Genomic DNA, 12332 nt, shown 5'->3' with positions numbered 1-12332 from the left:
ACCTTCGCGGCACGGTGGACGAACTCACGCAACGCGGGACTATCTCGACATTGTATTTTCAAACTTCGCTGACGCAGCATCGCTTCTGACCTGCTCCCCTTGGAGTCCGCGTTTATAAGTTAGCTCTGTTCAGGTTATGGTGCTTCATTGACTGTTGGTGATGCTCCCACGGAGTGAGCCCGTCGAGGCTCGTGTGCGGGCGTTGGTGGTTGTAGGCGTCGCGGAACGCGATCATCGCGCTGACGTCGGTCAATGCCGGGCATCGGTCGAAGGGCGGTTTGACCTAGAAGTCGGGGAAAACGGCAGGCTGGCCCGCACGCTCGTGAAGCGCGTAGCTCAAGCCCTCCGAATCTTCCTCCTCTCGTACCCGAGAGCAGGCAGGAACGCCGAGTGAATTGCTTCGCGCGCGCGGTATGTCATCGGTGCCGACGGAGACATAGCGTGTGAAGGTCCAGTGTTAGAGGAAGGTTTGACCGTCGTGTCGGATTTCATCAGCTGTCCATACACCGAAAAACTGCACGGCTTCGGCTTCGGGTGCAGGAACCCAAGCAAATCCGGCATTCAGGTCTACCGCAGCATCCGTCGTCCTATTGGTCATTTCCCCGACCCAAAAATCGCCCGGCGCGACCGATAGCTGCTGAACGCTGTGCGGGAGGTGATTGAAGCGTTCGGAGCCGACGGGGCAGATCAGACCGAAAGTCGCTGAAGGAGCTCTTCCTCTGCGACCTTGTCCCCGGCGTTGCCCTCAAAGACGATGGCGCCGCGTTCGACCAACACGAAGCGGTCACAGATCGACAGTGCCTCGTGGATGTTCTGTTCGACCAGCACGATCGCGCAGCCCGTGTCTTTCATCTCGCGCAGGATCGCGAAAATCTCAGCGACGATCATCGGGGCCAGCCCCTCAGACGGCTCGTCGATCAGCACCGCTCGGGGCTCAGCCACCATGATCCGCGCCATGGCAAGCATCTGCTGTTCGCCGCCTGACAGGGTGGTCGCAGGTTGCTGCGTGCGTTCGGCCAGGCGCGGAAAGCGTTCAAGCACCGGATCGAGTTTCGAGCGCGGTTTCGGGCCTTTCAGCCCCAAAAGCCCCAGTTCGAGGTTTTCCTGCACCGTGAGGCCTGGAAAGATGCGTCGGTCCTCGGGCACGATGGCAAGACCGGCGCGGTTGATCGCATCCGGCTCGTCGCCGCCGATCTGTTTTCCGTCCATTCTGATGGAGCCGGAGCTGGGTTTGACCCAACCCGCGATGTTCTTGAGCAACGTGGTCTTACCGACACCGTTGCGTCCGAACACGCCCAGGATTTCGCCGCGCCCGACGTCGAGCGAGACGCCCTGTATCACGTGGCTGAGGCCATAGTGGCTGTGAAGGTTTTCGATGCTCAGCATTGGCTTATCCATGTCCGAAATAGGCCGCCTGGACGGCGGGATTCGCGCGCACCTCGGTTGGTGTGCCATCGGCGATCTTCTGGCCCTGGTGCATGACGATGACGTGGTCAGACACCGCCATGACGATCCCGATGTCGTGTTCGATCAGCAGGATCGAAACGTGATCCGTCAGGCCGCGGATCAGCGCCTCGGTCTCCTCGGTGTCAGCGTGGCTCATGCCCTGGGTCGGCTCGTCCAGCATCAGCACCTTGGGTTCGCACGCGAGGCACATCGCGATCTCCAGCCGGCGTTGTTCGCCATGGCTGAGATAACCGACCTGTTCGTGGACCTTGTCGTGCAATTCGAAACGGGCGATCAACTCGTCGACCTTGTTTGCCGCGCGCCCCGTGCGGCGCAGCGGACGCATCAGGTGCGAGGCAGGCTCAAGCACCTGCGTGGCAAGCCTGAGGTTCTCGCGCACGGTCATGTCGAAGAACAGGTTGGTGATCTGGAACGACCGCGCGAGGCCGGCGCGTTGCAGTTCGGCCGGACCGGCGCGTGTCACGTCACGGCCATCCAGATTGACACTGCCACTGCCCGGCTTCAGCGCACCGGAAATCAGGTTGAACAGCGTCGTCTTGCCCGCGCCGTTTGGCCCGATCACGGTTGTGATCTGATTTGGCAGAGCATCGAAGGAGATGGCATCGACGGCCCTCAACCCGCCAAAGGAGATGCCCAGGCGGTCGGTTTGCAGGATCGGCGTCATGACGTGGCCCCCTTTGACGTTTCTGCGTTCGGCGCTCTGCGCAGTTCACTGTCGCGCAGGCGGGTTTCGAGCCGGGGTTTGATCAATCCGATCAGCCCCTTGGGCAGGAACAGGATCGCGCAGATGAAGATCAGGCCAATGGCGATCAGGTGGTGCTCGGTGTAGCTGCCGACGACGGACTTGAGGAAGGTCAGGATCATCGCGCCGTAAAGCGCACCCGCCAGTGTTCCGACCCCGCCGAGGATGACCATGATGACCGCGTTGCCCGAGGTGGCAAAGAACATCAGTTCGGGCGACACAAAGCCGCGCAGCATTGGGTAGAGCGCGCCGGAAATGCCCGCGACCAGCGCCGCCACCACATAGGACACCATCCGCGGCCACCATGTCGAATAGCCCAGAAACGGAACGCGCTTTTCATTGGCCTTGTTGGCGATGACCAGACGACCGAACGGCGTGGTCAGAAGATAGGCGACCGCGCCGTAGAGGACCGTGAGGACTGCCAGCGTCAGCAGGAAGAACGCGACCGGATCGCCGGCAGAGATCGTTGCCACCCCGAGCGGAATTTCAAGCACGGGCACGCCGATCAAACCGTCGGACGCGCCCAATTCGCGGGTGTTGTAGACGATCTTGGCGACCACCTGGGCCATGCCGAAGGTGATAAGCGCGAAATAGACGCCGCGCACCCGGTTGGCGATCAGCCCGCCGACGATGCCCGCGACCAGCGACGCAAGGGTAGCTGTGCCAAGCGCCAGCCAGAACGACGGCACATCGCGCAGCACCAGCGCCGAGACATAGGCCCCGATCCCGAAATAGAGCGCCTGTCCGAGGCTGAGCAGCCCCCCAAACCCCAGCAGGATGTCCACCGACAGGGCCAGCCCGCCGAGGATCAGCGCTTCGGTGGCAAGGCGCAGATAGAACACGTCGCCAGTCGCGGCGGCAAAGACGATGCCGATTGCGACGATGCCCAGAAGGGCGGCAAAGAAGATGTGGTTGGCCCGCATCGAAATATCCAGACGGTCATGCATGGCCGATCCTCCCGAACAGGCCCTGCGGGCGGAACATCAGCACCAGCACCATGACACCGAACACGATGGGTTCGGACCAGACGGGTGAGATGACGAGGCTAGAAATCGCCTGAATCTGCGTCAGCACGATCCCCGCGACCACAGCGCCCCAGATCGACCCCATGCCGCCGACGATCACGACCGTGAAGGCGATCAAGATGAAATCGCGTCCCATGGTCGGGAACACCGAATAGATCGGCGCCAGCAGCACGCCCGCCAGACCCGCCAGCGCCACGCCAAAGGCGAATGCGCCGGAATAGACCCAGCCGACGCGCACCCCGAGGCTGGCCGCCATGTTGCGGTCGAAAGAGGCCGCGCGCACAATCGCACCGAGCCGTGTGCGGTAGACGACGAACGCCACGGCAAGGATGACGGCGGCGCCGATGGCGATCAGGAACAGGCGGTAGGTGGGAATGAAGATGCCCATCAGGTCGGTTGCACCGGGCAGTGGGTTTTCGGGCCGCTGCGTGTTTGGCCCGAAGATGATCTTCAGCACATCCTCGGCAATCAGCCCCAGACCGAAGGTCAGCAGCAGGGTCGAGACATGCCGGTCCGTGCCGTCATAGACGCGCCGGATCAGGTAGCGTTCCGTGACGATCCCCAGTGGGATCATCATCAGCGGAACCATCGCCATCAGCACCCAGTAGTTGACGCCGAAGGCGGCCAGCGCCAGCGCGCCATAGGCCCCCACGGCGTAGAATTCGCCGTGGCTCATGTTGATGACATCCAGCAAACCGAAGATGATCGTCAGACCCAGCGCCACGAGGATCACGGAGACCCCGAGCGCCAGGCCGTTGAGCATCTGCGGAGCCAGAACGAAATGCAGATACTCTGCCATTTGCTCTCTCCGCGGTTTGCCTAGAAGCGTTCACATGTGTCCGGGCCGATGGCGGCGTCGCCGTCGATGGTGTTGGCGATGGTGAACGCGCCGTCCTTGATTTGCACCGCGTACATTGGCTGGATCGCCTGATGGTCGCCTGGACGGATCGTCTTGACGCCTTGGGGCGTGTCCCACTCGAGCCCTTCCAAGGCTGCGCGCACCTCGTCAGTGCCAGTGCCACCCGCCGCTTCGACCGCCTTCTTGTAGGCAAAGAGCAGGCCATAGCTGTCGGCGCCGTAAAGATCGGGATCGGCTCCGTTGCGGGCGTTGAACGCCTCGACGAAGGCTTTGTTTTCCGGGCTGTCGATCAGGGTCGAATAGCCGACCCCAGTGATGAACCCTTCGGCGGCGGCCCCGATCGCGCCGATGTTCTGGCTGGTCACGGTGCCCGACGCGCCAAGGATGGTCAGCCCGTCACGTACGCCGAAATCCTGCATCTGCGTGAACAGGCGCACGGTGTCGTTGCCGGCGACCGACGTATAGAGCACCTCGGGCTGGGCCGCGCGGATACGGCCGAAATACTGGCTGTAGTCCTTTGAATCGAGCGGCGCGAAAACCTCGCCCGTCGATTTCGCGCCGACCAGTTCGGCGTTGCTCTTGAACGCCGCCACGGTCGAGCGGCCCATTTCGTAATCCGGGCCGAGGTAGAACACCTTGGCGCCCGGTTTTTCATTCTTCACCCAAGCGGCGAGCGCGGCCGATTGCTGGCCTGCCCGCGCGTTCACGCGAAACACGTTGGGCGAACATTTCTCACCTGTGATGGCGTCGGAGAACGATACCGTCGTTGCCAGCAGCTTGCCTGCGCGCTCGGCCACCTGGCCAACCGCAAGAGTAGCGCCGGAGTTGACTGTGCCGGTCAGAAAATCGACATCCTCCGCGGTCATCAGCTTTTCGGCCTTCTGCACGGCGACGGCCGGGTTGGCCTCGCTGTCCTCGTAGATCAGTTCGATCTGGCGGCCCATAATGCCACCCGACGCGTTGATCTCCTCCGCTGCGAGATCGAGCCCCCAGCTGACCTGCTGGCCGATACCGGCATAGGTACCCGAAATTGGCGTTACCACGCCGACACGGATCGGCCCTTCCTGGGCCGAAGCCGACCCCGCGACAAGTGCCGCGACAGCGGCAATCTGCAAATAACCTTTGATAGACATTGATGTTCCTCCCTTAAGGTTGTTCAGCGGCCGACGAATGTCGGTTTGCGCTTTTCGTGAAAGGCTTTGACGCCTTCGGCAAAATCTTCGGATTGGCGAAGGCGGCTATAGCAATGGCCTTCGAGTTCGATGCCGGTTGCCACAGTCGCGTTCTCGCTGTCGTTGAGCAGCTTCTTTGCGGTGCGTTGCGCCATCGGAGAAAAGCTGCGCAGCTCGTTCACCAGCTTGGCGGTCGTTTCCTCCAACTGGTCATCCTCGACCACCTCGACCGCGATGCCCCAATCAAAAGCCTGCTGGCCCGAGATGCGGCGCGAGCGCATGACGACGTCCTTGGTGCGCGCCAGCCCGATCAGTGCCTGAAGCCGCGCCGACCCGCCCGAGCCGGGGATCTGGCCGAGCTTTTGCTCGGGCAGCGCATAGAAGGTGGATTTGGCGGCGATGCGGAAATCGCAGGCCAGCGAGATTTCGAAACCGACGCCGAACGTGTAGCCCTTGTTCGCCGCGATCACTGGCTTGGCGCAGCGCCAGGGGGCCGCGACATTTTCGGCCAGATGGCTGACATGTTCAGGCGATGCATCGAGGAAGCCGTGAATATAGCCACCCGATGAAAAATGCTCACCCTCCGCCCGCAGCACGATGACCCGCACCGCGTCATCGGCATCGAGCGCCTCGAACGCCGCGCGCAGTTGATCGCGCTGATCCATCGAGATCACGTTCATCGGGGCGCGATCCAGAACGATGTCGCCGCGTTCGGCTTCGGCGTCCACCTCGATGCGGAATCCGTCGAGTTTGGACAGCAGCGGTCGGTCGGAATAGGGGTTTGTCATGGGTCGTCTTCTCCTTGCAGGCGGCCTTATCCGGCCGCGGTCTCTTCGGGTTCGGGGGTGTAATTTCCGGCCACCAGTTCCCGGCGCAGCAATTTGCCAACCGGCGACTTGGGAAGCTCGGACACGAAAATGATCCGGCGGGGCCGTTTGAAGTTGGCCAATGCCGAGTCGCGGCAATGCGCGTCCAGCTCTTCGGTGCTTACGGCGTGGCGGCGTTTCACAAAGGCGGTGACGATCTTGCCCCAGCGTTCATCGGGCAGACCCACGGCGGCGCAATCCTCGACCGCCGGGTGCATCGACAGGCAGCTTTCCACCTCAACGGGCGAGACGTTCTCGCCACCGGTGATGATCATGTCGTCGACTCGGCCCGTCACGAAGAGATCGCCCTCGGCGTCGAAATGCCCGCAATCGCCGGTAAAGTACCATCCATCGCGAAGCGATTTTGCGTTCGCGTCCGGGCGTTGCCAGTAGCCTTCAAAGGCTTCGTCCCCGGCGAGGGTCGCGATGATTTCGCCTTCTTCGCCCTGTGCCAACACGGCAGCGGGATCGCCCGCGCCCATCCTGACGACACGCAAATCCTGATTGAGTCCCGCCTTGCCCGCCGAGCCGGGTTTGGACACGGCGTCCTGTTCGATCGAGAAGGTGTAGATCTCGGATGAACCGTAATGGTTAACGAAAAGCTTCGGTTGAAACGCCGCCTGCACCCGTCTGAGCAACCCGTCCGTCATCGACGCCCCCGCAAACCCCAGACGTTTGACAGCGGAAAGGTCCGTTGACGCAAAGTCGGGGTGTTCGAGCAGGTCGTGATAGAGCGTCGGAACCAGATACAGGCTTCCGATCCGTTCATCGACGATCAGCCCCAGCGCATCGGCACAGTTGAACTGGGGCAGGCAGACGAAGGTGCCGTTCAGCAATGTCATCGCCAGAAGGGAACGCACCCCCATGGTATGATAAAGCGGCATGACCCCCAGCGTCGCGTCGTTCATCGGCATCAGGTTCTGCGCCACATGCGCCAATGCCCCCGCCCGTTCGGCACGGTGGCGGCGCGGCACGCCTTTGGGCCGGGCGGTGGTGCCGCTGGTATAGAGCATGATGGACCAATCGTCGGCGCTGGCCATTGGGCTTGCGTCCGGTGCCGAACCGGCGACGACATCCTCGAACCTGACCGCGCCGTCGACATCGGTTTTATATGTCAGGCACGGCAGATCTGTTGCTGCCGCAAGCACGGCATCCACGCTCGATCCGTCACAGGCAATGGCGCGGGCGCCACTGTTTTCGGTAAAGAATGTGACTTCGTCGGCTGTCGCCCGCCAGTTCACCGGAACGATCGTGATGCCGGCCATTTGGCAGGCCCAGTGGATGCTCGCGGCGGCATGGTTGTTCTGCATAGCCGTCACCAACCGGTCGCCATGGCGCAGTCCCATGTCCGCAAGCCCTTGGACAAGCGCCGAAATCTGGCGCAGCCAATCGGCATAACTCAGACGTACATCGCCATCGACAATGGCCAGCGCATCCGGATCGCGGGCAGCACTTGCGATCAAGGAACGACCTAGGTCAAGCATTGTCTGTCTCCTCCCTGAGGGTTTGTGCTGCGTCCAGTGCGGCAGCGACGATCGGTTGGTATCCGGTACAGCGACACAGATGCCCCGACAGCACGTCACGGATGCGTCCCTCGTCGGCTTGCGGTTCGGTTGCGAGCAAGGTGTCGAGCGACATCAGGATTCCGGCGGTGCAGAAGCCGCATTGCAGCGCGTGATGATTGCGAAAGGCGTCTTGCAGGACGGACAATCTGGCGGGGGCGGGGGCCAGGGCTTCGACCGTGTCGATCTCGGCGCCTTCGATCTGGACCGCGAATGTCAGGCAACTGCGTGCCATCGCGCCGTCGATCCGAACGGTGCAGGCGCCGCAGACGCCATGTTCGCAACCGACATGGGTGCCTGTCGCGCCCTGGACGCCACGCAGGAAATCGCTGAGCAACATGCGCGGGTGGGCTGTTCCCTCGGCAGGCTTGCCATTCAACGTAAAGCGGATGGGGTGCCTTTCGGTGGCGGTCAAACGGCGCATTTGCGGGCCTCCTTGAGTGCCTGCCCGCCCAGATGGCGCACCAGATCGCGGCGATAGCGGGCGGTTGCATGCAGGTCGCCCCGCGCATCGAGCGACCAGGCGAGCGCGTTGAGCGCCTCGGCTTCGTCCTTGGGCGCGAGGTTGTCCCAGTCCTTGACAAACGGCGTGTCGTTGACGCCGCCGACGGCAAGGCGGACGCGCTTGGGCGAAACCAACGCGGCGCAGGCGACGATGGCGAAATCTCCCTTGCGGCGGCCGACCTCGGCAAACCCCGTGCCGGTGCCTTGCTGGACATCGGCAAAAGTCACCGCCTCGATCATTTCGTCATCGGCCTTGTCGGTCAGCATCATACCGAGGAAGAAATCGGTCGCCTTCACGCTGCGCCACTTCCGCCCGCGCCGCAGGATCACCGTGCCGTCCAGCGCGGCCAGCGCCAGCGGAATCTCGGCGGAAGGATCGGCATGGGCTACCGAGCCGCAGATGGTGCCGCGCGCACGGGTCTGGGGGTGGCCGACCCACGGCAGCATTTTCGCAAGCAGCGGGTTGCGCGAGGCCAGGTCGGGATCGCCCAACAGGCTCGCCTGCCGGACAGCGGCAGAGATTTTCAGCGTGCCATTTTCCGCCGCGACTTTCCGCGCGTCCGGGGCCGGCATGACGTCGACCAGGACCGCCGGCGTGGCAAGCCGCATGTTCATCATCGCCACCAGCGACTGACCCCCGGCAAGGATGCGGGCGTCATCGCCGGTCTGGGCGATCATCTCGGCGGCCTCATCGAGCGTTTCGCAGCGGACATAATCGAATGCGGCGGGTTTCATCGCGTCCCCCCGATCCAGCCGCGAATGCGAGCGATGATGCCGTCGGGCTGTGGTGCGTCTCCGGCCCTGCGTCCGAGGGCGGCAAAAAACTGGCCAATGACGATTTTCGCAGCACCGTCCAGCAGCCGCCCACCCACGGATGCGACCTTGCCGCCCACGGCGGCCTCGTAGCTGTAGCCGATCACCGTGCCGCCCGATCCGTCCGGTGTCAGCGTGACCCGGCCCGACCCCTCGCCGGTGCCAAGCGCGCCGCCGGCCTTGCCGGTCAATGTAGCGCTCTTGGGCGCGTCCAGATCCGATAGCCCGACCTGCACCCGGTAACGCCCCTTGACCGGCCCGACGCCCAGCGTGACATCGGCCAGAAAGCGGGTTGGCGACAGGCGCTTGACGCCATGTGCGCCGGGGATGATCGCGGCGAGTTGGTCTGCGTCCATCAGCAGCTCCCATATCTCCTGCGGTGCGGCACCGACGCGCGCCTCGCCCTCACCGGACAGCCCCTTGCCGGCGCTGGGCCGTGGCTGCGCAATACCTTCAGGTGCTGCGGGTTCGTCCGGCAGATACGACGCGATACGCGCAGGCGAAAGCGGAAGGGTGACATCGACATTGCCGCAGGCCGGTGCCAGCGCATCGGCGACGGCATTGGCGATGCAGACCGGCGTGGACATGCAATTGCCCTCGCCCACGCCCTTGGCCCCCAGCGGGGTCAGCGGCGAAGGCGTGCAGGTATGCAATATCTCAAGGTCAGGGATTTCATGCACCGTGGGCACCGGGTAATCGGCCAGGGTACCCGCCAAGAACGCGCCGTCGTCGTCATAGGCGTATTCCTCGTAAAGCGCCGCTCCGACCGCCTGCGCGAACGCACCGCGGATCTGCCCCTCGACCATGCCTTCGTGCAGGATGGTGCCGCAGTCGTGCATCGTGACGTAGTGGTCGACGCGGGCTTCATGGGTCACGGGGTCGATCTCCACCCCGCAGAAATCGAAGATGAACGCGTGGCACAGCGATGAGTTGATCCCGTCCTCTTCGGTCGGGGCGGTCAGTCCCGGCGCGGTCCAGGTCGCGGTCTCGCGCATCGGCGCGGCGATGCCTTCGGGCAGCGTTCCGGGGGCCCAGTGCCCGGTCGAGGCGACGCGGGCAAAGGCGAGCGCGGCCTCCGGGTTGGACGCGATGAAAACCTTGCCGTTCCCGAATTCGATATCCTCGGGCCGCGCGTTGAGTTGGCTTGCGGCAATTGCGGCGATCCGCTCGCGCAGGCGGTCGGCGGCGATGCGCACCGCCCCGGCGGAGGCGGCGGCAAAGCGGCTGGAATAGTTCCCGGCGGCGATGGACCAGGCGTCCTTGCCAGTGTCCATCGCGGCCACGACCGTGATCGCGCCCGGCTCCAGCCCGAACCGTTCGGCGACGATGCTGGCGGCGACGGTCTTGTGGCCCTGGCCCTGGGGCACGGAATCGATCTGCACCGTGATGCTGCCGACCGGGTCGATGGCGATGGTCGCGCAGGATTGCGCGCCGTTCTTCGGCCCCGCCTTGGCCCGTTCCGCAGGCGTTAGCGCGGTCGAAAGGTATCCCATGTTCGACACCGACGGTTCCACCGCCACGGCCAGGCCGATACCATAAAGCCGCCCCTCGGCGCGGGCCGCGTCGCGCCTTTGGCACAGCGCATCATATCGGCCGTCCTTCAACGCTGTGTCGAAGGCTGTTTGATAATCGCCCGAATCGTAGGTGGCACCGCTGGAGGTGCGGTAGGGAAAGGCACCCCCGGGGATCAGGTTGTCGCGGGCAACATCCACCGGATCGAGACCCAGCTCGACGGCGATACGTTGCATCAGCCGTTCCAGCGCGAAATAGATTTGCGGGCCGCCGAACCCGCGGTTCAGCCCCGTCGGCGTCTTGTTCGTCATCACGATGCGGTTGCGCACCCGCAGGTTGGCGATGTCATAGGCACCGCAGAGGTTGCCGTGCATGCGGTAGAGCGTCGCCGGCTCCGGCGCCCGCAGATAGGCGCCGACATCCTCCACCTGATCGTAGTCGAGCGCGGTCACGCGCCCCTTTGCCGTAACCGCTGCGCGCAGCGTGATGGCGCGATTTGTGGCAGACACCGAGGCGGTCAGATGCTCGAGCCGGTCCTCGACCCACTTGACGGGACGGTCGGCCAGCCGCGCACAGGCGGACAGAAGCGCGATATAGGGAAACACGCCCTGCTTGATACCGAAGCTGCCGCCGGAATCCTCGGGCGTGCGCAGGCGCAAACGGTTGCCAGGCACGTTCAGCGCCCGCGCGACCACCGGATGGATCGAGAACGGCCCCTGAAAATTCGAGGTGACGTCATAGGACCGCGTGTGCGGATCCCAGCGGGTCAGCACGCCGTAGGTTTCGATGGGCGTGCAGGAATTGCGTGGATAGCGCACCGAAATCTCGACGACATGGTCGGCCTCGGCAAAGGCGGAGTCAGGGTCGCCATAAGAAAAACGGCGATCGGCGCCAAGATTGCCGCCCATCTCGTCGTGCAGCACAGGCGCGTCGTCCGCGAGGGCCTTTAGCGGGTCAATGACGGGGACGAGCGTATCATAGCTGACCTCGATGAGATCGAGCGCGTCCTCGGCGAGGTAGCGATCATCGGCCAGAACCACCGCGACCGGCTCGCCTACATAACGCACCTTGTCGCGTGCGATCGGCCAGCATTCGATGGGCAGCTTGACCCCGACCATCAGCGGCGATGCGACGCTTGCGTAATCCTCGCCTGTCAGGACGGCGTGAACGCCTGCGAGCCTGCGGGCGGCATCGGCCGAAATGTCGGTGATCCTTGCGTGGGCATAGGGGCTGCGCAGGATCGCGGCCTGCAAGGTTCCGTGCGGCGTCGGCAGATCGTCAAAGAACTGGCCGCGCCCGGTCAGAAGCGGGGCGTCTTCCACCCGCAACATCGTCTGATGCAGCCCATCCTTTGGCATGTGTCCTCTCCTCCCAAACCGTAGAGCGGCGTGGCAGGACGTTAGAGGGCGGTATTGATGAAACCGATTGCCAAGGGTCGCAGAATTTACCGAGGAGTCTCAAATACGGAAAAAATCAGAGGTATCCCCAAGCCGCGAGATCGACCGGAAGCTGCTGGGCGGCACGCCTGTATGATCGCGGAAGAATCGGGTGAAATGCGCCTGCGCGGTAAATCCCAGCTGATCGGACAGCGCACCGAAGCTGAGGTCCGACGAAACGACGGCGCTCACCGCCCGCTCCAGCCGGATCATGTTGGAAAACACCCGTGGCGTCACGCCGGTCGAGCGTTTGTGACCTTTACCACAATCTGGCGCAATTTCTTCAGCGGTAAGTGGCGTGCTGGGGGAGATATCTGGAAGAGAAGTAGAGCAGACGTTCGGGCGTGATGCCGCGAAAGTCTGGTCTGAGCCCA

The 12332-nt window shown here is 63.6% G+C and carries 11 protein-coding genes and 1 pseudogene; all 12 read right to left on the bottom strand.

All coding sequences use genetic code 11. The features are described 5' to 3' along the window. Positions 1–112: 112 nt before the first annotated feature. Positions 113–235, bottom strand: a pseudogene (locus tag PVW27_RS19125) (integrase core domain-containing protein); the annotation flags it as partial. Between the two features lie 452 nt (positions 236–687). After that, positions 688–1386, bottom strand: coding sequence for an ABC transporter ATP-binding protein (locus PVW27_RS19120; RefSeq protein WP_274560484.1), 699 nt, complete (start codon positions 1384–1386; stop codon positions 688–690). Positions 1387–1390: 4 nt separating this feature from the next. Then, positions 1391–2131, bottom strand: coding sequence for an ABC transporter ATP-binding protein (locus PVW27_RS19115; RefSeq protein WP_012187080.1), 741 nt, complete (start codon positions 2129–2131; stop codon positions 1391–1393). Further along, positions 2128–3156, bottom strand: coding sequence for a branched-chain amino acid ABC transporter permease (locus tag PVW27_RS19110; RefSeq protein ID WP_274560480.1), 1029 nt, complete (start codon positions 3154–3156; stop codon positions 2128–2130). The genes PVW27_RS19115 and PVW27_RS19110 overlap by 4 nt, the downstream gene beginning before the upstream one ends. Continuing rightward, the gene (locus PVW27_RS19105) at positions 3149–4033 is read right to left on the bottom strand and encodes a branched-chain amino acid ABC transporter permease (RefSeq protein ID WP_274560479.1); all 885 of its coding nucleotides are present in this window, start codon (positions 4031–4033) and stop codon (positions 3149–3151) included. The genes PVW27_RS19110 and PVW27_RS19105 overlap by 8 nt, the downstream gene beginning before the upstream one ends. Positions 4034–4053: 20 nt before the next feature. Beyond that, positions 4054–5226, bottom strand: coding sequence for an ABC transporter substrate-binding protein (locus PVW27_RS19100; protein ID WP_274560477.1), 1173 nt, complete (start codon positions 5224–5226; stop codon positions 4054–4056). A gap of 23 nt (positions 5227–5249) precedes the next feature. Continuing rightward, positions 5250–6053 (bottom strand): enoyl-CoA hydratase/isomerase family protein, encoded by an 804-nt coding sequence (locus PVW27_RS19095; protein WP_274560475.1) that lies wholly within the window; start codon positions 6051–6053, stop codon positions 5250–5252. A 26-nt stretch (positions 6054–6079) separates the two neighbouring features. Further along, positions 6080–7615, bottom strand: a complete 1536-nt coding sequence (locus PVW27_RS19090) for an AMP-binding protein (protein ID WP_274560474.1) — start codon at positions 7613–7615, stop codon at positions 6080–6082. Further along, on the bottom strand, positions 7608–8117 hold the full coding sequence (locus PVW27_RS19085) for a (2Fe-2S)-binding protein (RefSeq protein ID WP_274560472.1): 510 nt from the start codon (positions 8115–8117) through the stop codon (positions 7608–7610). The genes PVW27_RS19090 and PVW27_RS19085 overlap by 8 nt, the downstream gene beginning before the upstream one ends. Continuing rightward, positions 8105–8932 (bottom strand): FAD binding domain-containing protein, encoded by an 828-nt coding sequence (locus PVW27_RS19080; RefSeq protein WP_274560470.1) that lies wholly within the window; start codon positions 8930–8932, stop codon positions 8105–8107. The genes PVW27_RS19085 and PVW27_RS19080 overlap by 13 nt, the downstream gene beginning before the upstream one ends. Next, positions 8929–11880 (bottom strand): xanthine dehydrogenase family protein molybdopterin-binding subunit, encoded by a 2952-nt coding sequence (locus PVW27_RS19075; RefSeq protein ID WP_274560469.1) that lies wholly within the window; start codon positions 11878–11880, stop codon positions 8929–8931. The genes PVW27_RS19080 and PVW27_RS19075 overlap by 4 nt, the downstream gene beginning before the upstream one ends. 99 nt (positions 11881–11979) lie before the next feature. Further along, positions 11980–12332, bottom strand: a 353-nt coding sequence (locus tag PVW27_RS19070; protein ID WP_274560467.1) for a helix-turn-helix domain-containing protein, incomplete at its 5' end; no start/stop codon positions are given.

This window comes from Seohaeicola sp. 4SK31 (assembly GCF_028802875.1).
Taxonomy (GTDB): Bacteria; Pseudomonadota; Alphaproteobacteria; order Rhodobacterales; family Rhodobacteraceae; genus Seohaeicola.
The sequence above is the reverse complement of the archived record's forward strand: the minus strand, read 5'-3'. Positions and strand labels throughout refer to the sequence as shown.

Coding starts and splice junctions, on each gene's coding strand:
- PVW27_RS19075 (WP_274560469.1), bottom strand. CDS start 11,880: ATGCCAAAGGATGGGCTGCATCAGACGATGTTGCGGGTGGAAGACGCC.
- PVW27_RS19100 (WP_274560477.1), bottom strand. CDS start 5,226: ATGTCTATCAAAGGTTATTTGCAGATTGCCGCTGTCGCGGCACTTGTC.
- PVW27_RS19080 (WP_274560470.1), bottom strand. CDS start 8,932: ATGAAACCCGCCGCATTCGATTATGTCCGCTGCGAAACGCTCGATGAG.
- PVW27_RS19120 (WP_274560484.1), bottom strand. CDS start 1,386: ATGCTGAGCATCGAAAACCTTCACAGCCACTATGGCCTCAGCCACGTG.
- PVW27_RS19115 (WP_012187080.1), bottom strand. CDS start 2,131: ATGACGCCGATCCTGCAAACCGACCGCCTGGGCATCTCCTTTGGCGGG.
- PVW27_RS19095 (WP_274560475.1), bottom strand. CDS start 6,053: ATGACAAACCCCTATTCCGACCGACCGCTGCTGTCCAAACTCGACGGA.
- PVW27_RS19085 (WP_274560472.1), bottom strand. CDS start 8,117: ATGCGCCGTTTGACCGCCACCGAAAGGCACCCCATCCGCTTTACGTTG.
- PVW27_RS19090 (WP_274560474.1), bottom strand. CDS start 7,615: ATGCTTGACCTAGGTCGTTCCTTGATCGCAAGTGCTGCCCGCGATCCG.
- PVW27_RS19105 (WP_274560479.1), bottom strand. CDS start 4,033: ATGGCAGAGTATCTGCATTTCGTTCTGGCTCCGCAGATGCTCAACGGC.
- PVW27_RS19110 (WP_274560480.1), bottom strand. CDS start 3,156: ATGCATGACCGTCTGGATATTTCGATGCGGGCCAACCACATCTTCTTT.